Below are 22578 nucleotides of genomic sequence, written 5' to 3'. Positions count from 1 at the left end.
CCCCCCCCCCCCCCCCCCCCACCACTCTTGACGTTAGCTCTGGCGAATGGGTCATCTTCTACAAGGACGGCGAAGTAATATGGGCGTGCAAAGCCATGTATGCCGCCGCCCATTTCGACTTCGTGCCCCTTCCCTGCGCCTGCTCGTCGACGGCCGACTGAACTGCGGTCGGTTCCGACAGCCGCCCGAGGCACCTTTCGTATCGAACAAGCATGTCGTGTCGTGTCCAGGCTGTTTTTAATTGTCGGTGGGCTGGCTAATTAGAAATGTCCGTGCGGTCGTGCTTTTTGGGGTTTCACCTCTCGGACCGCCCGACCAGTGGGCGGCACGCCGATAGCGCGACCACTTCACGCTTGAGCAAATGGTCTGTCAGATGCTCTTTCGTTCTTCCGGGCAATTGGGTGCAGTCATGTGTTATTCCAGATCACCGCTTTTCGGGTGCTTGGCGATCCAGTCTTCCATATAACCTATCACCGCGGCGGCACCCTCGTCCGACTCCAAAAGGTCCAAAGGGACCGCGCCCCCCAGATGCTCATTCGGGGTGCTGAGCCATTTGAACGCGGCCCCTTTACTGCCTCGCACCTTAGTGGCCAACGTCAAAGCGGGGGTTAGCAAGTCAGGCCGCGCGTACCAGGACGTTGGCTTGAGGCTCACGCCACGTTTGCGCGGCACCACCCGCGGCAACTGCGCGGCAGCAAGTTCTTGTTCGGAAATGTGCTCACGTGTCCAATGACTGAGCTGAACGAGACTCGTGTTGGGCGGGCGTCGATGGTCGCAAGTGGGATTCACCAGTCCCACGACGACATTCGTGTTGTCGCGGATCATTTGCAGTGCCGGTGCCAGGTCCGTGTCATTCGAGGCAATTACGACCTGATCCACGTCGCCTGTTAGAGCATCATGGTAGGCATGCAGTGCGAGTTGGACATCGCTCTGCTTCTCCTCGAACTTCCAAATGTCCACGCGCTCACAGTGGCGGGGCCACTTGCCAGGGTTAGCGTGGTCGACCTTCGGCGCCCTGACTTGGGAAACTGAGAAGTATCCTTTAACGATTTTGAGCCGGCCTGCGCAGTAATTTTCGAGCGCGGTATGGTAGGCGTCCTGCGACGACACGGAATCCGGGCCCTTGGCGGCTGTCTCCACGATAGTCGCGGTGAAGTACTTCACCGCGACGGGGAGCAGTTCATGCCGGTCCGGCGATCCGCCCGGGCCCTTATGAAGGATCGAAGGAAGAATTTGGTTTTCGAACAGTGCGTGCAGGTTTAGCCACTTGTAGCGACTGCCTTTCAGGCAACCATAGTAGAAGTTGTACCCGTCGACATAGACGCGCGTCCTGAGCGTCCGGCCACCTTGCCCTCCCATTCCCGGCTCCAGAAACGAAAAAACCGGCTTTCGCCGGCTTTTTCCCCCGCGCACCAGGTGGTCAAGCCACACCGACATCGCGGATTAGTTGTTAAGCAAATGCTAACCTGCTGCTGCGTTTTTTGCAATGGCTTGCTGCATGACATTTCCGTTGCCAAGGCATGACGCGCTTACTCAACGCCAAGGCAAAGCGGTTTAAAGGTTTCACACCGCCGAGTTCCGTTGCCGGCAGGTCTCCAAGGCCGCTGAACGTTTGACCAGTTACGCCGGCTCCGGCCAAGTGCGGTCTCTGCCGCCGTCGCGACCGAAAAAAGCGGTTGCATGCCCCGGATTGGAGGATCCCACCTGCAACGGGCTGCCGCCTTTCGACGACCTCTACAGTTCCGCGCTTGCCTGCAACATCGGATTGTAAAGGTGATGCGGTTCGCCCGACAGTGCTGTAATGGGCTCCCGCAGGAGAATGGATCGTGTGATGGATGGTACAGGTGAATACTGGATGGATATACAGTACACTTGCGGCAGGAGTTCGCCATGTTAACCGTCGCCCCAGAATCCATTCATCCGTCTCTCTGGCTTGCCTCGCAGCTTGCTCAGGGCAACGCACGCACCGTTCCGACAGGGTATCCGTCGCTCGACAAGGAGCTTCCGGGCGGCGGCTGGCCGATCAGTTGCCTGACGGAGTTGCTGCAGCGCCAGCCGGGTATCGGCGAGTTGCGCCTGCTACGCCCTGCTCTCGTTGGGCGCTCGAACCGCCCTGTCGCGCTTCTGGCACCGCCGCACGCGCCTCAAGCGTTGGCGCTCGCCAACTGGGGCGTCCCGTCCGCGCAGATTCTCTGGGTCGAAACCCGGCACACCGCTGACGCCCTATGGGCCGCGGAGCAGATCTTGCGCGCCGGGACCTGCGGAGCGCTCATCTTTTGGCAGTCGCACCTGCGTAACGATGCGCTTCGGCGTCTGCATCTTGCCGCCCAAGCCTCCGATGTCCTTTTCTTCGTTGTTCGTCCGACGGCCTGTGCACGCGATGCCTCGCCGGCGCCGCTGCGCCTGACATTGGAGCCCGCATCGGACGGAATTCGTGTGCAGTTCGTTAAGCGTCGAGGCCCGCAGCAGGAATCGCCGCTTAACGTAGCCCTGCAGCCCTCCCCCATTCTGTTGTATCGCCATGCTGCGCCTGTGGATCTGCCTGCGCCTGTCGTCCCTGCCCCTCGAAGTCTTCCGGCCGAACTGGTCCACTGAGCTGGCGGTTGCTGTCCTGGACAAGGAGCGCGTGCATTTGGCGTCGCCGCTGGCCATGGCGGCCGGCGTGAAGCCGGCAATGCGCCGCGGAGGCGTGCAGACGATCGCACCGCAGACCATTCTCTTTGACCGCGATGGTTGCGCAGAACTGGCGGCGCTCGAGCGTGTCACGATGGCGATGCTGCAGTTCTCACCCAATGTCGCTGCGTCCGAGGAGGCGGCGGTGCTTGTCGACATCAGCACCACGCTGCGACTCTTCGGCGGCGTCCGCAAGCTGCGGCAACGGATGCTGGCGGCCGTCAGGGCAATGGGGTTTAGCGCTGTCGCGGGATGCGCACCAACCGCAGAAGGCGCCTGGCTGCTTGCGCGCTCTGGCGGCGGCACTGCACTACGTCTGCCCACATTGGTGCGAACGCTGGCCGGCATGCCCGTTGCTATCCTGCCGGCGGCGCGCCCGTTTGATGAGTGGCTGGACGGCCTCGGCTGCCGGACGCTAGGAGACCTGCGCCGGCTGCCGCGCGCAGGCCTGCAGCGCCGATGCGGCGGCGCCATCCTTGAAGCGTTGGATCGCGCGCATGGGGAAGCACCGGAAGTCTTCGAATGGGTCGAAGCTCCCCCATCGTTTGACGCCGCTGTGGATCTTCCGGATAGGATGGAGAACGCTGAGTCCGCCCTTGCCTACCTTCGCGGCTTGCTGGTACAGATGGTCGGCTGGCTAACCGCCCGGCACCTGGCCATCAAGCGGTTTGCGGTCGAACTTCGCCACGAGCGCGGCCGCGCTGCCATCGCACCAACGAAGATTGAGATTGCGCTGGCCGAGCCCAACTGGCATGAAGAGCATTTGGTTCGCCTGCTCAAAGAGCGTCTGACGCGGCTGACTGTCGAGTCGCCGATGATCGCCGTCGCGGTGTCTGCCGTCGAGACCGAGCCGGTGGCACCGCCCAGCGATTCGTTGTTCCCTGAGCCTGGCGGCACACCAGAAGACCATGCACGCCTGCTCGAGTTGCTGGTTGCACGCCTTGGCGCTGACAATGTCCGCCAACCGTGCTTGCGTGCCGACTACCGCCCAGAAGTCGCCAACGGCTGGCAGCCGGCCACTGACAAGCCGGCCAGCGCAACGTTGCCCGCTGGCCTGCCACGTCCCGTTTGGCTGCTCGGCAAGCCGGTGCCGCTGATTGAACGCGACCACCGCCCCTTCTACGGCTCGCCACTGCGTATCGTCTCACCGCCCGAGCGCATAGAGTCGGGCTGGTGGGGAGGCCAGTTGGTGACACGCGACTATTTCGTTGCGGAGGCGAAGGACCACACCTGTTATTGGATCTTTCAGGAACGCATGGGCAGCCGCGAAGGCGACGAGGCCCGGTGGTATCTGCATGGCCTCTTCGGCTGAAAGCCATGGACATCAATGCCACGACGGGTCTGCCCGCCTACGCGGAACTGCACTGCCGCTCCAACTTCTCTTTCCTCGCCGGCGCCTCACGACCGGAAGAACTCGCTGAACGCGCCGCCCAGTTGGGCTACCACGCACTAGCCATCACCGACGAGTGCTCGCTCGCGGGCATCGTTCGCGCCCACACGGAGGCCAAGAATGCCGGCCTACGCCTGGTGGTCGGCGCGTGGTTCCGACTGCAGAACGCCGATGGCTCTCCCGCCCTCTCCTTCCTGGCGCTCGCCCGGAACCGTGAAGGCTATGGCAACCTGTGCGAACTGATCACGCTCGCGCGCATGCGTGCCGCCAAGGGATCCTATGTGCTGACCCCACGCGATCTGGCAGCGCCCGAAGCGCCGAACCAGCACCTGAAGGGGCTGCCAGACTGTCTGGTCGTGTTCACGCCGGACTATGGCGTGGCAGCCGAGAAGCTGGAGGCGCAATCGGCGTGGGTGAGCACGACCTTTGCAGGCAGGTCGTGGATGGGATTGAGTCTGCTCTACAAGCCGATGGACGATATTCACCGCGGTACCGTCGAAGCGGCCGCGGCGCGGCATCACCTGCGCATCGTCGCCACCGGCAACGTGACCATGCACGTCCGCTCGCGCAAGCCCATGCATGACGTGCTGACCGCCATCCGTGTGCATCGCCCGGTTCCCGAATGTGGGTATGACCTGCTGCCTAATGCCGAGCAGCACCTGCGCGCTCGATTGCGGCTCGCCAACATTTACCCGCATCGCTACCTGACCGAGTCGGTCCACATCGCAAACCTGTGCCAATTCTCGCTGGACGAGCTCCGTTACGAGTATCCCGAAGAAGTCGTGCCGGACGGCGTTATGCCATCCGACTACTTGCGGGAAGAGACCTATGTCGGCGCGCACCGCCGCTACCCGGCCGGCATCCCCCTTGCCGTTCAGCAGCAGCTCGAGCATGAACTCGCGCTGATCCGCGACATGGCGTACGAGCGATACTTTCTAACGGTCTACGATATCGTGAGTTTTGCCCGCTCCAACGGCATCCTCTGCCAGGGGCGCGGGTCCGCAGCCAATTCCGCCGTCTGCTACTGTCTGGGCATCACCGAAGTTGACCCGGCACGAGGAAACCTGCTGTTTGAGCGGTTCATTTCAAAGGAACGTGCCGAGCCGCCCGATATCGACGTCGACTTCGAACACCAGCGCCGCGAGGAAGTAATCCAGTACCTGTATCGGAAGTACGGACGCGATCGTGCCGCACTGGCTGCCGCGGTGACAACCTACCGCCCTCGCAGCGCACTGCGCGACACCGGCAAGGCGCTCGGCGTGGACCCTGCCATCGTCGACTTGGTCGCGAAGTCCCACCATTGGTTCGACAGCAAAGCGGATCTGCTCAAGCGTTTTGGCGAAAGCGGCGTGGATCCGGAAGCGGAGCTGTCCCAACGCTGGGCGCACATGGCCGTGGCGCTGCTTGGCTTCCCCCGGCACCTGTCCCAGCACACGGGCGGATTCGTGCTCGCCCGTGGCAAGCTTTCCAGGCTGGTGCCGATCGAAAACGCGGCCATGGCTGACCGCAGCGTGATCCAGTGGGACAAGGACGACCTTGACGCGCTGGGCCTGCTCAAGGTCGACGTCCTTGCGCTGGGGATGCTGTCTGCGATCCGACGGGCGTTGGATCTGGTATCGCAGCAGCGTGGCGAGGTCTTCGAGCTGCAGGACATCCCAGCGGAAGACCCGAAGACCTACGAGATGATCTCGCGAGCGGATACGGTCGGCGTGTTCCAGATCGAATCGCGCGCCCAGATGTCGATGCTGCCCCGCTTGAAACCACGTACGTTCTACGACCTCGTCGTCGAAGTGGCGATCGTTCGGCCCGGGCCGGTTCAAGGTGGCATGGTGCATCCCTACCTGCGCCGCCGGCAGGGGTTGGAGCCGGTCAGCTATCCGAGCCCTCAGATGCAGCAAGCCCTGTCCCGAACACTCGGTGTGCCGATCTTTCAGGAACAGGTGATGCAGGTAGCCATGCTGGCGGCTGGCTTCTCAGCTGGGGAAGCGGATCAACTGCGTCGCGCCATGGCGGCCTGGAAGCGAAAAGGTGGCTTGGAGCGATACCACGAACGCATTGTGACGGGCATGCTCGAGCGCGGCTACGATCCGGAGTTCGCGGAGAGCATCTTCCGGCAGATCCAGGGCTTTGGCGAGTACGGCTTTCCGGAAAGCCATGCGGCAAGCTTCGCACTTCTCGTCTACGCGAGTGCCTGGCTCAAGTGCCACGAACCTGCCGCCTTCCTCTGCGCCATGCTGAATAGCCAGCCGATGGGCTTCTACACGCCATCCCAGCTGGTGCAGGACGCAAAGCGCCATGGCGTCACGGTTCTTCCGGTTGATGTGACAGTGAGTGGCTGGGACGCCAGCCTGGAAAGTCACGAAGGCTCGGTGCTGGCCGTACGCCTGGGGCTCTCGCAGCTGAGGGGCATGCGCCGCGAAGCGGCCGAACGCATCGAAACGGCACGCGCACTCCGGCCCTTCGCCTCCGTCAAGGATCTCGCTCGCAGAGCGTCGCTAGACCGGCACGATGTCAATGTACTGGCCGCTGGCAATGCGTTGATTGGCCTTACGGGTAGTCGACGCCAGGCGATGTGGCAGGCGGCTGCAGCAGTCCCTGACAAGGATCTGCTGCGGCCCGCGGATCTGGACGAGCCAATGCCCGAACTCTCACAGCCAACGGAAGGCGAGGAGATCGTCAGCGACTATCGCTCGCTCGGCCTCACGCTGAACCGACATCCGCTTGCCCTGCTCCGCCACAAGCTTGCCGGGTTGCGCTTTGTGCCCGCCGATGTCCTTGCCACCTATGCCACGCGGCAAATTGCCCGTGGCTGCGGAATCGTGACGGTACGGCAGCGCCCGAGCACGGCTAATGGCGTGGTCTTCTTGTCATTGGAGGACGAGACTGGTACCGTCAGCGTCATCGTCTGGCCGTCCGTGATGGAGAAGTACCGACGCGAGGTATTGACGGCCTCCCTGCTCGGTGTCTATGGCCAGTGGCAATGCGAAGGCGAGGTGCGACACCTGATCGCGCAACGCTTTGTCGACTTGTCGCCCATGCTTGGATCCCTGGACACCGCGAGCAGGAATTTCTGCTAACGGTATCCTCGTTGCCCTCATCAGGAACCCGAAGGCTCTCGCCCACGTGAGGCCTGGAATTCGGCGATGAATTGGATTGCCTGTTCGCACTGATCAAGCGAAAGGGCATGGATGCTGGGGCTGTCGACTGGAATGTGGAGCGATGCAATCAGCCACTTCATTGCCTTGCCCCGCGCCTCAAAGGCATTGACACCGTCGCGCCGCATCTTCGCAGTGACCAAAGGCTCGAGGGCATCGTGCAGTCGGCTCTTCTTTTCGCGCAATGCCGCGTCGGCCAACTTTCCAAGCGGGGTGTGTTGCTTGCTTCGCGCACGCACGCCGATCCACGCCTGGCACGAGGAGCAGATCCACACAGGCCCGTGGTCCTCCAAATAGGGGTATGCCTCTTCTCCCACGCGGGCAAGAACCGCCTTCCCGCCGCAGTAATCACAGAGGGGCTGAGGAGGAGCAGGTATCGGTCGGCCAACACGCATCAATTACCCTGAGTGGCGCAATGCAGGAACGATTCTACGACATGGAATCGGGATCCTTCGTTCCCTACGCTGCCAACTGGTGCTCGTAGTAAGGCTGGTTCCGGTCGTCCAGGATTGCATCGAGCGCGGCCAAGTTCTTCGCGTCGGGATTCAACCAGGCTTCCACATGCTCGGGCTTGACTGGCACGATACAACGATCATGCCCTGTGGCCGACACCTCAGCGGGCGGCTCATCGGTAATGGCAGCGAAGGAATAGAGATCGGCCTCGCCCTCTCCTCCTTTGCTGATCGACCATAGACACGCCACCAACATGTCCTGCTGCGGCTCGGGCCTGAACTCCAAAACCACGTTCTCTTCCTGCTCGCCAGGCGCCAGCTCTCGCTGCTCCATCCGATGCCGTGCGACATTTTCGTAGAAAGCATTGACGATCATGATGCCGTGTCGATAGCCATATAGCTGTCGCCATGCCTTCTTCAAATTGTCGCGTCTGGCATTGTATGTACCAGGTTTCTGTCGCTCCATCGCGGGCGTCCACCCCGGCAGCCTGCATTGATAGCGCATCGGGATCACAACTCGCTGGCCATCCTGCACCACCATCACGGGCGCGTAATGGCCCGGGAAAATACGCGAGTCTCGATCCAGCAAATCAGTTCGCTGCAGGTCTGCAAGATTGCGCTGTGCCCTCGCGATCTTGTCAGTCGCGATGCGTTGATCGTTCTCCGCCTTCTTTGTCGGCTTGCCTGCCAATGTGCGCTCGGCGGTAGTCAGCCGGGTCTTCTGCTGGAACAGCTCCGTCTCCAAGGCTATCGCCTGATCTTTGTTACCCGCCGCAACAAGGTCGGCGACAGCGCGCTCCTTGTCGTTCGTGGCAGAAAGGAATGCGGCACGCATTTCTTTAGGCAGTTTGGACCAGCCGCCGTCTCTGCGCTTCTCCCAGAAGAGCTCGACAAAATGCTCAAAACTGACAGAGGCCCCGAATTCCCGAACGTACTTTCGATAGCTGGCGTGAATCTGTGCGGAATAGCACATCGCTGTCACCGTGGCGTTGTGGCTAAAGAAGCCATTCTAGTGGCGGCGGCCTGACCCTGCAGGGGCAGGCCCTTAACGGGTGAGCATGCCGGTTGCAAGGCAGGCCTTCCGGGCAGACGTGTAAGACGCTGCCTTCTACAGCGCATTGAGATAGCGGCCTAGACTGCAGAAAGATGGCAACCCGAGGAGCCGACATGTCAAACGTTTATGTAGTGCCACGCGGCGAACGACGGAATGTGAAGGTGGCGTATAGTGCACGTGTGCATTTCGACGGCTAGGACGCAGCGATTGCTCCGGGACGATGCTGGCAAGAGACAGAGGGGCCAGCTGATCGTCCATGGAAGGGAGCGATCCAGATGCGACACTCCTATGGCAACGACCCCGGGGACGTCAAAGGTTAGAGCTCGCACCGCGGAGCGGTTGCCTGATCTCGACCGCTATCAGAAGAAGCGCAACTTCAGCGTCACCCCAGAGCCAGCGGGAAGACGACAACGGCGTAAGAATGCCGATCCGTTACGCTTCGTGATCCAGAAGCATTGGGCGCGGCGGCTGCACTACGATTTCCGGCTCGAACTCGATGGCGTGCTGCTCAGCTGGGCGGTGCCCAAGGGACCTAGCTACGATCCCGGCGAAAAGCGCATCGCCGTCCATGTGGAGGAGCACCCGCTCGACTATATCAACTTCGAGGGTGAAATTCCGGCCAGACAGTATGGCGCCGGCTCGGTGATTGTCTGGGACCGTGGCACGTGGGAGCCGATCGGCGATCCGCGTGACGGTATGGCAGCAGGCAAGTTGCTCTTTGAACTTTACGGTGAAAAGTTGGCTGGCCGTTGGGAACTGGTACGCATCGCCAAGCCCGGCGACAGATCAGAGCAGTGGATCCTCTTCAAGAAGCGAGATGCCTGGGCGCGCCCGCTGGCAGAGTTTGACGTGTTGGCAGCTTTCCCGGATAGCGTCATCACAAAACCGCTGGGTGCGCTGACCCAGGCGTCAACGGGCTCTACCGAAATGGCGTCCGATACCGCCATCGCGAACGCCCCGCTCGTCCCCTTGCCGGCTAAGCTCGGGCCGCAGCTCGCCACCCCGGCACCCGCACTTCCGACTGGTACCGGGTGGGTCATCGAAACCAAGTTCGATGGCTACAGAATCTTGGCCAGAATCGAGGATGCCCGAGCGGCGCTCTTTACTCGTAATGGCCATGACTGGACGCGCAAGCTGGGATCCCTGGCGGCGGAGATCGAGAAGCTAGACATCTCGGAAGGCTGGCTGGATGGCGAGATTGTCGTGCTTCGCGATGGCATGCCGGATTTCAATGCCTTGCAGAACGCAATCGATGGGCATCGCAACGACGCAATCGTCTTTTTCGGCTTCGACCTACCCTTCTGGGAAGGCCGTGATTTGCGCAACGTGCCCCTGAGCCAGCGGCGCGCGAAGCTGGCGGGGCTTGTAGGAGATCGCTCCGAACGCGTGCGCTTCAGCAAGGCCTTCGATGCCCCCCCGGCGCAGATCTTCCAGGCGGCGTGCCAGCTCGGTCTCGAAGGCTTGATCTTCAAGCGGGCGGACTCCCCCTATGTTTCCGCGCGCACGCAGACGTGGCTGAAGGCCAAATGCAAACTGCGTCAGGAGTTTGTGATTGGCGGGTTCTCGGACCGCAGTGGTGCAGCAGCCGAGGTAGGCAAGCTCCTTCTTGGCGTGTACGCGGACGGGGAACTCCATTACGTCGGCGGCGTTGGAACCGGCTGGGACAGCGCGACGGCAACAGAACTCAAAAGGCGCTTGGCCGCCTTGGAAATGGAGCGAAGTCCATTTTCGACGGAGGCGCGTTCCAGCCGGCGATGGGGAGGAGGCCGAGAAACCGCTGTGCGTTGGGTGAAACCTACCCTCGTGGCAGAAGTCGAGTTTTCCGAGTGGACCCCTGAAGGCCAGGTACGCCAAGCCTCGTTCAAAGGCCTGCGCGCCGATCATCCGGCTAAGTCGATCCGGCGAGAAGCGATCCAGACTGCCGTGACGCCGCACGGCGTCAGCGCCATCAAGGTCACCAATCCCGACCGTGTCATCGACAAATCCACAGGCATCACGAAGGTCGAGCTGGTTCGCTACTACGCGAGCGTGGCGGAGCGGATGCTGCCCCACCTCAAGGATCGGCCGCTATCCTTGGTGCGCGCGCCGGAGGGCATCGATGCCCCGACGTTCTTTCAGAAGCACGCGGAAACGGCGATACCCGGCCTCACCGAGCAGCTCCCGTCCCTTTGGCCCGGCCATGCCGCATTACTCACTGCTGATTCGGCAGACGCAATCGTCGCCGCTGCCCAGATGAATGTGGTCGAGTTTCATACGTGGAATTCGACGGCCCACCACATAGATCGTCCCGATCGAGTCATTTTCGACCTGGATCCCGGCGAAGGGATTGCATGGGAGACGATGGTCGAAGCCGCCATGCTGGTGCGCACGCTGCTGGATGAACTGGGGCTAGAGTCCTGGTTGAAAACGAGCGGCGGCAAGGGGCTGCATGTCGTCGTGCCACTGGCGCCGCAGCGTTCCTACGACGAAGTAAAGGCGTTTTCGCGGGCCGCTGTGCAACACTTGGCTGCCACCCTGCCCCAGCGCTTCACCGCCCGCTCTGGGGCGTCCAACCGCAAGGGGCGGATCTTCGTGGATTATCTGCGCAACGGATTCTCCCAAACCACCGCAGCCGCGTTCTCGGCTCGAGCGAGGCCAGGACTCGGTGTCTCCATGCCGGTGTCCTGGGAGCAGCTTACAAAGTTGAAAAGTGGCGCACAGTGGACTATCCGCGATGCCCGGGAATACCTCAGTTTCCAAGTGGCGGATCCCTGGCACTCTTACTGGGAGGCACGCCAAAGTTTGACCGCCGCCATCGAACGATTAAGCTGAATTCTGGCGCATCTGCACTGTGGAGTATCCAATGCCTGCACGATCCCTCGCCTCTTTGTCCCTGTCTTTCGGCCTGGTGTCCATTCCCGTCAAGCTTTACACCGCCACCGAGACAAGCTCTGCTGTGCGCTTCAACTTACTGAGCAAAGAAGGCGAGCGGCTGAAACAACAGTACGTTTCCGAGCAGACCCAAAAGGTAGTCGAGCGTGCAGACATGGTGAAGGGCTACGAGTTTGAGAAAGACCGCTTCGTGACGTTCTCCCCCGATGAACTGAAAGCCTTGGAAGAGAGCGCCAGCCACATGGTCGATATCGTTGCGTTCATTCCCGAGCGCAGCGTGGATCCGCTGTATTACGACAAGGCGTACTTCATCGCTCCAGATAAGCGCGGCGGTAAGCCGTACAGCCTTTTACGCGACGCCATGTCGAAGACTGGCCGCTGTGCCATTGCGAAGTGGGCCTCGAAAGGCAAATCGCATATCGTGCAGATCCGGCCGGTCGAGGGCGGCCTGGTGTTCCAGCAACTGTTGTTCGCAGATGAAGTTCGCAACATCGCCGAACTGCATATCGAGGAAGTGGCAGTCTCGGATGCGGAGCTAAAGCTGGCGATCCAGCTGATCGAGCAAGCCTCGGAAGACCAATACGATCCGGCCCAGTACAAGGACGAGGAGAAAGTCAGGATTCTCGCCGCCATCGACGCAAAGATCGCCGGCAAGCAGATCGTATCGCCCGAACCGGTTGAAGTCACCGCCGGCGGGCAGGTCATCGATCTGATGGATGCACTTCGCGCGAGTCTGGCCAAGAAAGGGCCGCCCGCGACAAAAGCCAAAGCCGCCGAGCCATCAACTCGCAGAGCCGGTAAGCGGGGCACAGCGCCTTCCGAGCCAACACCGATCCGACGCACCACCAAGAAGTCGGCATGAGCCACGGCGAAGGGTTGACCACGCGCGAGCTGGAGACGCGCCTGGACGCTTCGCGCCGACTCATCTCCAGCCTGGTAGCCGCCGGGCTGGTCACGCCTGCACGAGGCCCACGCGGCCAGTATGTCTTCTCCTTTCGGGACGTGGTTCTGATTCGTACCGCCGAATCCCTGCACAGGTCGAGCGTTGCGCCCGCACGGATTCTGCGGGCGCTGCGTCGTCTCGAATGGCTCACACCAAACCGGCACCTATCGGCCCTGCGAATCTCCGCAAGCAGCGGAAAAGTATCGGCAAGGGACCGGCACGGCACGTGGCTTGTTGAGAGCGGCCAACGTCTGATCGAGTTCGGACCGGATGAAGCCGATGTGCGAGTCGTTGATCTAACGCGAACGCGTGCCAACGAAGCGACCGTCGAGGAAGCCTTTGCGCGAGGCTATGCACTTGAACCTGTCGACGCGGATGCAGCTGAAGCGGCGTACCGACGCGCCTTGGAGATCTCGCCAGGAATGCTGAACGCCTACCTGAACCTTGGGTGCATGTTGGCAGACCAAGAGCGCTTCGACGAAGCCATCATGCTCTATGAAGGAGCGTTGTCCGTCCTTCCGAACGCGCCGCAGTTGCATTTCAACTTGGGGGTTGCACGCGAGGATGTCGGCGCTCCGCAGTCAGCTCTGGCAGCGTACGAGCGATGCATCGAACTTGCACCGGGCGACGCCGATGCCCACTACAACGCAGCGCGTTTGCATCAGGAACTGGGCCGCTTCCAGAAGGCGCTGCGACACTTCAACGCATTCCGGAAGCTCGACCGACCGTAAAGCCAAGGCGCGGCATTATTCGGCGACCAACCAACCTGATGCGCCGCCTCAAGAGGGCCGCATAAGGCACTTGTCGTAAGAGGCTCAATCGATCACTTCCACGTGCAAAAGTGATGACCGCTCCATCCTAATAAGACGCGGAAGCCTTCTGCTGAAAAATAGCGCGTTAAATTCGGTCTAATTCAGACTTAAGCGTTTCTTGCGACGTCATATCATGCCTGGGTAGTCCTGCTACCGCCCGCTTCGCCGCCCTGGTGACGCGGGCTCTTTTTTGGGTAAAGCGAGCCTTTGCGCAACAGTGGGCAGGCCGATTGCCTGGCGCGGGGCGACTGGGCGATACTGGGCGCGGGAAACTCCACAAGTTGCCCGATTTCTTCATGGACGTTCTGCGGCTCTCTGCTACCGGTCGAGAGCCGTCTTTTTTCGGTCATCGCCCGATTTGACCGCGTGTGTTGCGCGGTCCGCCGCGGGGTGGCCATTCCCATGATGAGTTGCCTGCCCCGACCCGCTCACATTGGCGTTGCAAATAGCTCATTCCTGCTGGATAAGGAAACGCTCGGGCCGCTTGCCCAGCCAAGCCGGCGTCCGGCCACGTCCCGACCAGGTCTTGCCGGATTTGGGATCCATGTACTTCGGCGGCAGCGGCGCTTTCTCGGTGGCCGCGGACGCTGTACCGGCAGGCCGGCCCCGACGGCGCCGCGGCGCCACGTCTTCCGGCGACAGCTCATACCGAGTCATCAGCTCGCGAATCTGCTCGATGACGCCAGCGACCTCAGTCGAACGCGTCTCTTCGATCTGGGCTTCCAACGCTTGCTTCCGCGCCATCAGTTCTTGATACGTTGCCATCTTCGCCTCCAATTTTTCAGTCGCTTTTGACTTATACGCATTCTAAAGTCGGCCTGCAAGGTATTCGTTCTCTACCTTCATACGGAATTTAGCATTCCATTCACTTTAATGAATATTCGTATGGGCCAGTGACTTAGCCGTCGGCGGCGAATAAAGTGCCACGAAGATATCGCTCTCCCCAGGAATGGCCGACATTCGCCCTAAAGCCGTAGCTCGCAGAAACGGGTACGCTCGGCGGGCTGAAGTCCCACTGGGCGATGTAATGGGTCGGTGCAAACGATCCGCATACAGCGAAGGCTTCACGACAAAGTACGCTGCTTCGCATCTGCGGTTGAATGGTGGGCCTCCCGTGAGTCGAACACGGCACCAACGGATTATGGGTCCGCTGCTCGAACCAGGCATGAGCTAGAGGCCCAATTGGAAGCGGGGAACACCGCCAGCACAAAGTTCGTCGGCGTCAGCTTTCCTCAGCAGTGCCCCCATCTTGCATCAATCGGCTGGTTGGCGATATCGCGTTACCAGCCGAAGCAACGATCACGCCGACGCTTCAGGCGAAGCTACAGCCGGAACCACCTTCTTCGCCGAAGCCCGTTTCTTCGTCACGGAGTTCACTGCTGCCGCCTTCGGCGCTGCTTTCGCGGCGACCTTGCCCTTGGTACCGGGTGCGGCCTTTTTCGCGGCCCCTTTCGTTGCGGCAGCTTTGTTGCTCGTCGCCTTCTTGGCGCCTGCAGCCTTGGCCTTCTTCGCCGCGAGCTTGTCCTTTGCGGCTTGCTTTTCAAAGCGGGCCGCGGCCTTTGCGGCTTCCACGGCCTGGGCAATTTCGCGCTTTGCCGCTTCAATTGCCTTCTTCGTGTCGGCGCGCAATTTCAGCAAGCGCTTCTTCGCTGCCTGCGCCTCACGGGCGAGCACGCTGGCCTTTTTCGTCGGCACTGTCATCTTCTTCGCGGCAGACCTTTTCTTCGTGACTGCCTCTGCAAGAACAGTTCTTTTAGTTGCTGCGACCATTTTGATTACCCGTTAGTTGTGGAGAGCGGAGTATAACCGCAGGGCTGCCGTACCTAATAGCGGTCTGGCTCGTCCTTATGTCGCGACGCCTTTGGCAGCCGGCGCAATTAGCGGCGGCAAAAAAGCGGCTTCACGATCTAGCCAATACGGCTCTCTGGCGCAATTGGCGGGAACGACTCATCGTTCGCACCGGCTTCTCACGTGGCCCACCCCTTCCTCTGCTGCTAGCCTGCGCGACCGGCACCGCTACTCTCGATCATTTCGGCGCCGCCTTCCGGCGTTCAGCCGGGGGCATCACGAGGTAGCCAATCGCGTGACGCTCGAGTTGAGCGAGGGGTCACCATGATCAGGCCGTAGTGGCGTGCCTGACGCTCTTCCACATAGGCTCCGATCAGAGGGTCGGAGATGAGCAGCAGGCCGCCGATGGTAGGTGCCGCCTCGTTGCGTTGCGTCATGCTGCTGCGTTGCCGCATTCTTTTGGCTTGATGCCGGCGACAAAGAAGTTTATTGTGGCCGCTCGGTGTACGCTTCCCCGCCCTCCTCGCACCAATCCACCATTGCCCCGGCCACTGTCCACACTGTCGACTGGGGAATAGATCTCGCAGCAGCAGTAGTTCGTTTTTCCAAACCACGACAACGGAGGCCGACATATGCTAAGCCCGCATGAGATCGCCGCGCTACTGCTGCTCGGCGACGAGGAAGAGATCGACGACCTCGAACCTGAGCAATTGGACACCTTGTTGGTTCACAAGCTGGTCACGATGGAACATGGTCATGCCAGCGGCAATGCCTATCCTCGCCTGACAAGTCAGGGGCATTCCATTCTCGAAGCGGTGCGTCGAATTCGGTAGTCAGTCAGCTTGAGCCCAAAAGCAGACGACCGTCGCGGGCGAAGCCGCGAACTGGTTGATAAGCTGTGGCTCCCTCGCGTATGGCGCATGTGGCGGGATCCTGGTGCATTGTTCGGTGTCACATTGCCGTGGCCGTGGCCGCGGCTGGCGCGGGCGGCTGCGTGTTGCGCCTATGATCTTTCCCCCGCTTCCCCCGTTCCGCGGCTCCCGTGCCTAGACGCGGACCTCCAGCATTTTGCTCGGTTCAACCTGCTCCTGTGACGGGACCTGACAAAGACGGCCGCTCCCCGCTTACAATGCTGCTATGCAATATCGATCAGGGCTGAAGAAGCGCGAATAGCCACACGCCCTGCATGTAGTGGAGGAGAAAAATGGCGACAGCTCTGGCTGGGACCAAAAGCGAGGCGCTGAGGCTCCTGGAAACAGAGGGAGTAACGGTCGTGGATTTGAACTACGAGTCTGGTTGGCAAGATGCGATTGAACTTGGCAGGCTGGGCGAAAAGCTCGGCGTGCACGTCCAGTATCGCGGCCATGAGAGCATTGCCGTTAGCTCCCCGGCGGCACTCGTTGGCGGGCTGAGTCGTCCGAAGTTGACCTTCCGTCAGCGCAATCTTTACTGCCAATTTGAGCTCAGCAAGCTGCCAGCGGGTGAGCTAGAGCGCCTGGAGGCAAAGGCGGCGAGGCTTGGCGATTACATCCTCGCGGGACACCTAACGACGGGTGTAGATGCGGTGTGGACGGAGTAACGCATCGCCAGGCAGCCTTCGTGAAGCCGAAATCAGATTCAGCTCCCCGACACGCCTTGGTGCTCTGCCCCGCCCCAACAGACCCGCATGGGGCCGAGCACGGCCAGCGTAGTCGTACCTAGCCATGGGCCTTTCGAGCACGCTCAAAAATCTCTTTCGCGTGCTCAAGGTAGTGCCTTCTGCTCGGACAGCGTCGATGCCTTCGATTTGATCGCAGCCGGAGAAGGCCTGAGCCTCGGCAGCCTGCCGCTAGCGCTGAAAACGCGGGAGGATGCTGAGCTCGCCGAGTGCTTGTGTCCGAAGATGCACACTGCCGGTCCGGACGATTTCCGGACGTGCCCTTCGCAGAAACAGGTGATGGTATCGCCCGTGAGCGCCGGTACGGGATAGGCGCCTCGTCGAGCGAGCGCGGTGGCAACGAGCTCGAGCATGCTGGTGAACTGCGAGAACAGAACAGGAGATTCTTTCGGCCTTCCTCGACGAGTTCGGGCAACATCTCTACCCACCGCATATTGCGTCGCACAACGTCGTCCGGTATGATATACAGTTCGCCATTCTGCACACACCGGATTCCGCGAGAGGCATCCCGGCCTCGACTGTCCGTGCATCATTCCACGATTTCGTTCGCACCCCGACAGGCAAATTGACCTGCCGTCATGTCCGCGACGATCGTCGGCCAACCTGTCGAGGAGAGTGTATTGGCAAATCCAGTTCGCGACGATTCAGCATCCCGCACGAGCGCGGTCACGTCAAAGACCGGCCGCCGCTCTCCAAAAGGAAAGATCCAGGCGGTCGCAACACCGCTGGACATCGCGTCAATGGCGCGCCAGGACGAAGAGCGTCAACGCCAGATGCGCGCGCTGATCGCGCTTGGCCGTGAGCGCGGCTATCTCACCCACGCGGACATCAACGATCACCTGCCCGACAACTTTACGCAAACTGCTGCGATGGAGACGATCGTCAGCACATTCAGCGACATGGGGGTGGCCGTGTACGAGCAGGCGCCGGACGCGGAGACGCTCCTGTTAAGCAACGCCGCGCCTGCCGCGGCATCCGACGATCAGGCGGACGAGGAAGCGGAAGCTGCACTGTCGACCGTCGATTCCGAATTCGGCCGCACTACTGATCCGGTCCGGATGTACATGCGCGAAATGGGCGCCAGTGAACTGCTGACTCGCGCCGGCGAAATCGAGATCGCAAAACGCGTCGAAGGCGGCCTGCAGGACATGATTCAGGCAATCGCCGCGTGTCCGTCAGTCGTGTCCACGATTCTTGCCGATGTGGACCGCATCGTTGCCGGCGAACTGCGTATCGACGAACTGGTCGATGGCATCAGCGACGACGTGAACGAAAGCGAAATGGCGCTAGAGTCCGATGACGTTCAAGTGGAAGCAGACGCCTCCGACGATGACCCGGACGGTGATGACGCTGAAACGGACGCCGCGGATCCGGAGAAAGCGAACGCAGCCCGCCTCGAACAACTCACGATCGACAGTCTTGCGATTTTCGCGCGCGTGCGTGTACTGTTCGAGCAGTTGCCGGATGCACCCGTTACTGGAAAAGCCCGTTCCGCAGCCGTTGCGCATTTGCGCTCGGAGATCCAGCGCGAACTGGCTCCGATCCGCTTTACGGCCAAGACTATTGACCGCCTGTGTGCAAGTGTGCACGAACAGGTTGCCGAGGTTCGTGCAATCGAGCGCAGCATCCTGGAGATCGCCGTCGACCGTTGCGGCATGCCACGCGAGGCGTTTGTCGAGTCGTTCCTGGGCCACGAGACCGACCTTGAGTGGACCAGCCATCTGGCGGCGACTTCGCGGCAGTTTGGCGCAGCGCTCGAGCGACATCTGCCGGCCATTCAGGCCGGCCAGCAGAAACTCATAGACATCGAGGCCGGGGTCTCGCTGCCGCTGCAGCAGCTCAAGCGGATCAACCGCCAGATGAGTGCCGCGGAGTTGAAAATGCGGCAGGCCAAGCGAGAGCTGATCGAAGCGAATCTTCGTCTTGTCATTTCAATCGCCAAGAAATACGTGAACCGCGGCATGCAGTTCCTGGATCTAATCCAGGAAGGCAATATCGGCCTGATGAAGGCGGTGGACAAGTTCGAATACCGGCGCGGCTGGAAGTTTTCGACGTACGCCACTTGGTGGGTCCGGCAGGCTGTCACGCGTGCGCTTGCCGATCAGGCGCGGACCATTCGTGTGCCGGTCCACATGATCGAGATGATCAACAAGCTGAATCGGATTTCGCGCGAATTCCTGCAACAGACGGGACAGGAAGCGCATCCCTCCGTCCTCGCCGAGCGCATGGAGATGTCCGAGGAAAAAGTGCGCAGTATCCTCAGGATCGCGAGGCAACCTGTCTCGCTCGAGACCCCTGTGGGCGACGATGCCGACGCGACGCTGGGCGACATGATTGAGGATGTCTCTGCGAGTTCACCGACTGAGGCCGCGATTCACGCGAACATGCGCGCCGCGATCGAAGAGGCACTCGACGGGTTATCGCCGCGCGAGGCCAAGGTCCTGCGGATGCGATTCGGGCTCGATACGACCTCGGATCACACGCTTGAAGAGGTCGGCAAGCAGTTCGACGTGACCCGCGAGCGGATCCGTCAGATTGAGAGCAAGGCGATGCGCAAGCTGATGCATCCCAGTCGCGCTGACAAGTTGAGGCCCTTTCTCGAGCGCTGAGCAAAGGCGAGGAGTACGCGCCCGCTTTCGACGCCCTACTCCAGACCCACAGCGATCACGCATCGGCCCGATCGCTGCCTTGGCAGGACGCGTTTGCGGCGCGGAAAACTTACAGCGGTTTGATGTTCGCTGCCTGTTTCCCCTTGGGGCCTTGCTTGACTTCAAAACTGACCTTCTGGCCCTCCTGAAGTGATTTGAAGCCGTTTCCCTGAACCTCGGAGAAGTGCGCGAACAGGTCATCGCCGCCGTCGTCCGGCGTGATGAACCCAAAACCCTTCGCATCGTTAAACCACTTGACGGTACCTGTTGCCATGTTCTGAATGTTCCAAGGAAGACTAGATGTAGATGACGCCGCTGGCCTGCGCCAGACGTGCGGCTATTTGTATCACAGGTGAGCCGTCGCGGACAATCCAGGTTTTCTCGAACGGCTCCGACGCGCTGAACCATGACGTTGTGCGCGAAGGCTTGCGTCAACTCGCCGGTCAGCGTGGTTTCGACTTCCCTGGCCACCTGAACGACCAGTTGCCGCAGCGTGCGATCGCGCTGCAGCAGGATGCGATGTTCGTACAGCCACCCTTTGAGGTCCTGCCGCAAGCCATTGCGATCCTGTTTGCCCGAGATCGGGCGGCTAAATGCCCAGTTGCTCGTCCAGGTGTTGCCAGAGATTGCGCGGTAGGTACCGGCAGGCATCGAGTGTGTGCCCCGTCATGGAGGACTGAAGCCATGGCGACACAAGGGGATTCCGCCAATAGGAGGCCGCCACACAGAACAGTGGTCTGGGGGCAAGCGAACTGGTGGCGCGCGAGGCATCTGCGTGCTGATCACGGACAACAAGGCACCGGTTATCGTGCCCTATCGCAGCGTCCCGACTCGCCGTCCTCATGTTCTTTCTGACCCCCGTGCCAGGGCAACAGTTGCTGACAGGAATGGCGGATGCACAACGGCAGTAGCCAGCCATGAACGGACGCTCACGAATGTCAGCTTTTCCGTCTGATCTATACACCCCGGGGATCCTCCGATCGACAAGTGCGTGTTATCGCTACGTGGCTGCGCGCATGGCTGGCCGAACACTACTTCGCGGCTTCAGGTATTCGCGTCTTGATGAGCATCCGGTACCCGTTCGAGCGAGGCGGGTGGATTGCGTCGCTGCTCACGCACTATCGCATTCAGTAAAATCTCTGGTGCATCCCCGACTGCGTCAAGGGCCACCTAATGGACCAACAAATATCAAACGTACTTCTGGAGGACACGATGGAACAGCAAGAGTCTGACGAGCTGCAATCGGCTATTGCCACTTACATGCCCGACCGACAGATCATCACCTTTTCGGCGGCCATGCAGGTAGCGCCGCGCGAAAGCAGCGGGCCGGGGCACTTTACAGGCACGCATATCGGCTACTTCTTCCACGAGTGGATGCACTACCTCCACAATGTTTCTACAGGACACGGCATAACCGCTTTTGCCAATCTCGTCGAGCTATGGAGCGCATTCCGCTCGACCGCGGACAGCCATGGCTTCGGCCAAGGAGAGAGCCCCTCGGCACCTGTGGAGGAGTTCATGGTGAAGCAACGCTTGGAGTTATTGGTAACAACACGGGGAAGCAGGGGGGGAAAGTTGCCGGCCTGGGCGACTCCCGACCGCTGCAAAGTCATTTCGCATGCTCCTGCTTCCAGGGAAGGCTATGGCAGAGATCACATATCCATGACCGTGGAAGTCTCAAATGCGGAGGGTGCCGTCACCACGCTTTCGACGAGCCTCGGCGCACATGAGATCCTGGAGTCTGTTGCCTATCTCTTGGAAAAGCGACTCGTCAATGCGCTTGACGGCGAGCCTTCCCCCGTACCCGTTGTGCCTTACCACGCGCTTGTCCTACTGGCGAAGCACGTAGCCCCGGCGCTGACCGAGGAAGAGGTCCTAATCTGCGGACTGGGCAGCCTTCAATACACGTTCCCGGCCGACGCGATAGGACACCTGTTCTCGGAGTGCAATGCGGCGGCGGACGGTGCGCCGGTTCGGCCGCGTATGCACGAACTCATCGTCGATCATCTCAATGAACACCAGATGGGAATTCAGCGCTGCCTTGACGACATGGAGGTCACCTTTCCCTCGGATGCCGGATTTGGGAGAGCCGCGAGGGAGGTCGTCTCAACCATGCGTCGCAATATTAACGCTCGTCTGGTGAGCCCGTTCTTTGAATTTGACCTGATCGACAAGGTCAAAGCGGGTGGCATTCAAGGGTTTCACGTCCTGATGGACGAGTTCATGAAAGCGCACGGTGTGTGTAGTTGCAAACAGGAGCGGCCCGGGTTTCCAGACGATCTGGGCCGAGACGATCTGTTCGAATTTGCTGTCGCTGCTCGCGACGACGACTTGAACCAAGCTCGCCGCATCATGCAGGCATCATTCGAGTTCCTGGCGCGTCACTTCTCGATGGATGGGACACTTCGGTCCACGCAAGCCGCTAGGCTTGGACCATGCTTGTTCTATACGTCGTGTCGCGAATCCGTGCGACATGAGCGCGGGGACGACTGCCGCAACCAGCCCTGGCTGGCTGCAATAGCGGAAGGACACAAGTGCTGGTACGCACAAGGTGTGTTGCAGCTCAGGCCCGATCATCCTGCGCCTTCAACATGCTCAACAACGGCATAGGATCGGGACACCTATTTCTCTCCGGTAGTTGGCGTGGAACCTCGCTGACTAGCCTCATCCGGATCTAGCGCCGATGGCTGCTCGCAACTTGCGGCAATCATCGGCCGTGCTGACTATCGAAACTGTGGCTTGTTGATAGGAAGAGCTCCTGTCCGAATGGCTGCTATCGAATCCTAAACTAAAGATTTCGGCTGACTGCAAGGGGTCGGAAAATGCCGATCGGGGCAGCTGCGAAACTTTGCCGTCTGACGCATCGCCCTGCTCGACCCACCTCCGGTTTGTAACCCATGTCGCCGGCGGCAACCGTGGGAGACGGTCCCGGCTTGCTGCTGCAGACGGCAGCTTATGTCTAAGCCTTTCGTTGGGGCCGGGCCGTTGCACGCCACAGCAGCCACCGCCGCCTCTTAATTTCGTGATCGTGAAATTATCGGTTGGGCCCTGCTCGTCTGCCGAACTGTTGCTGGCCGGCCATATCGATGACTGCTATACCTTGGAAGCAACCTCTTTGGGGACCCGAACTCAACG

At 60.8% G+C, this 22578-nt stretch carries 16 protein-coding genes and 1 tRNA gene; 10 read left to right on the top strand and 7 right to left on the bottom strand.

Features of this window, described 5'->3' with window-relative positions; all coding sequences use genetic code 11:
• Positions 1–414: 414 nt before the first annotated feature.
• A complete protein-coding gene (locus ACYP5B_RS51240) occupies positions 415–1431 on the bottom strand; it encodes an antitoxin Xre/MbcA/ParS toxin-binding domain-containing protein (protein ID WP_459575173.1) in 1017 nt (338 codons plus the stop codon).
• A gap of 459 nt (positions 1432–1890) precedes the next feature.
• Between ACYP5B_RS51240 and imuA the strand changes: the two genes are divergently transcribed.
• From imuA to ACYP5B_RS51225, 3 genes are read left to right on the top strand one after another with little or no spacing between them, the layout of a single operon-like run.
• Positions 1891–2595 carry a translesion DNA synthesis-associated protein ImuA gene (gene imuA / locus ACYP5B_RS51235; protein ID WP_459575172.1) on the top strand — a complete coding sequence of 235 codons (705 nt, stop codon included), beginning with the start codon at positions 1891–1893 and terminating at the stop codon, positions 2593–2595.
• Positions 2522–3985 (top strand): Y-family DNA polymerase, encoded by a 1464-nt coding sequence (locus ACYP5B_RS51230; RefSeq protein ID WP_459575171.1) that lies wholly within the window; start codon positions 2522–2524, stop codon positions 3983–3985. The genes imuA and ACYP5B_RS51230 overlap by 74 nt, the downstream gene beginning before the upstream one ends.
• Before the next feature lie 5 nt (positions 3986–3990).
• Complete coding sequence (locus ACYP5B_RS51225; RefSeq protein WP_459575169.1) at positions 3991–7140, top strand: error-prone DNA polymerase; 3150 nt, start codon at positions 3991–3993, stop codon at positions 7138–7140.
• Between the two features lie 20 nt (positions 7141–7160).
• Here the strand turns inward: ACYP5B_RS51225 and ACYP5B_RS51220 are convergent, their stop codons facing one another.
• On the bottom strand, positions 7161–7613 hold the full coding sequence (locus ACYP5B_RS51220; protein WP_459575168.1) for a zinc-finger-containing protein: 453 nt from the start codon (positions 7611–7613) through the stop codon (positions 7161–7163).
• Between the two features lie 64 nt (positions 7614–7677).
• The gene (locus ACYP5B_RS51215; protein WP_459575167.1) at positions 7678–8643 is read right to left on the bottom strand and encodes an SOS response-associated peptidase family protein; all 966 of its coding nucleotides are present in this window, start codon (positions 8641–8643) and stop codon (positions 7678–7680) included.
• A 369-nt stretch (positions 8644–9012) separates the two neighbouring features.
• On the opposite strand from ACYP5B_RS51215, the gene ligD reads away from it, so the two are divergent.
• From ligD to ACYP5B_RS51200, 3 genes are read left to right on the top strand one after another with little or no spacing between them, the layout of a single operon-like run.
• Positions 9013–11535: a DNA ligase D gene (gene ligD, locus ACYP5B_RS51210; protein ID WP_459575166.1), complete on the top strand. Its 2523-nt coding sequence runs from the start codon at positions 9013–9015 to the stop codon at positions 11533–11535.
• A 31-nt stretch (positions 11536–11566) separates the two neighbouring features.
• Entirely contained in the window at positions 11567–12457 is an 891-nt protein-coding gene (ku, locus tag ACYP5B_RS51205; protein ID WP_459575165.1) for a non-homologous end joining protein Ku, read from the top strand.
• Positions 12454–13269, top strand: coding sequence for a tetratricopeptide repeat protein (locus tag ACYP5B_RS51200; protein ID WP_459575164.1), 816 nt, complete (start codon positions 12454–12456; stop codon positions 13267–13269). The genes ku and ACYP5B_RS51200 overlap by 4 nt, the downstream gene beginning before the upstream one ends.
• 531 nt (positions 13270–13800) lie before the next feature.
• Here the strand turns inward: ACYP5B_RS51200 and ACYP5B_RS51195 are convergent.
• From ACYP5B_RS51195 to ACYP5B_RS51185, 3 genes are all read right to left on the bottom strand, one after another.
• A complete protein-coding gene (locus ACYP5B_RS51195) occupies positions 13801–14115 on the bottom strand; it encodes an H-NS histone family protein (RefSeq protein ID WP_459575163.1) in 315 nt (104 codons plus the stop codon).
• Positions 14116–14451: 336 nt separating this feature from the next.
• A tRNA-Ile gene (locus ACYP5B_RS51190) sits at positions 14452–14530 on the bottom strand.
• A 119-nt stretch (positions 14531–14649) separates the two neighbouring features.
• The gene (locus ACYP5B_RS51185) at positions 14650–15120 is read right to left on the bottom strand and encodes a fumarate hydratase (RefSeq protein ID WP_459575161.1); all 471 of its coding nucleotides are present in this window, start codon (positions 15118–15120) and stop codon (positions 14650–14652) included.
• A 650-nt stretch (positions 15121–15770) separates the two neighbouring features.
• On the opposite strand from ACYP5B_RS51185, the gene ACYP5B_RS51180 reads away from it, so the two are divergent.
• The 3 genes from ACYP5B_RS51180 to rpoD all read left to right on the top strand — a co-directional run bounded on the left by ACYP5B_RS51180 (position 15771) and on the right by rpoD (position 19404).
• Positions 15771–15971, top strand: a complete 201-nt coding sequence (locus tag ACYP5B_RS51180; protein WP_459575160.1) for a hypothetical protein — start codon at positions 15771–15773, stop codon at positions 15969–15971.
• Between the two features lie 371 nt (positions 15972–16342).
• On the top strand, positions 16343–16717 hold the full coding sequence (locus ACYP5B_RS51175) for a PHA-granule associated protein 4 (RefSeq protein WP_459575159.1): 375 nt from the start codon (positions 16343–16345) through the stop codon (positions 16715–16717).
• A gap of 656 nt (positions 16718–17373) precedes the next feature.
• Positions 17374–19404 carry an RNA polymerase sigma factor RpoD gene (rpoD, locus tag ACYP5B_RS51170; protein WP_459575157.1) on the top strand — a complete coding sequence of 677 codons (2031 nt, stop codon included), beginning with the start codon at positions 17374–17376 and terminating at the stop codon, positions 19402–19404.
• Positions 19405–19513: 109 nt separating this feature from the next.
• Here rpoD and ACYP5B_RS51165 read toward each other — a convergent pair whose 3' ends face one another.
• Positions 19514–19717: a cold-shock protein gene (locus ACYP5B_RS51165; RefSeq protein ID WP_013954359.1), complete on the bottom strand. Its 204-nt coding sequence runs from the start codon at positions 19715–19717 to the stop codon at positions 19514–19516.
• A gap of 938 nt (positions 19718–20655) precedes the next feature.
• Between ACYP5B_RS51165 and ACYP5B_RS51160 the strand changes: the two genes are divergently transcribed.
• A complete protein-coding gene (locus tag ACYP5B_RS51160; protein ID WP_459575155.1) occupies positions 20656–22053 on the top strand; it encodes a hypothetical protein in 1398 nt (465 codons plus the stop codon).
• The last annotated feature ends 525 nt before the right edge of the window (positions 22054–22578 follow it).

It is taken from the genome of Cupriavidus sp. 8B (genome assembly GCF_054589115.1).
The sequence above is the reverse complement of the archived record's forward strand: the minus strand, read 5'-3'. Positions and strand labels throughout refer to the sequence as shown.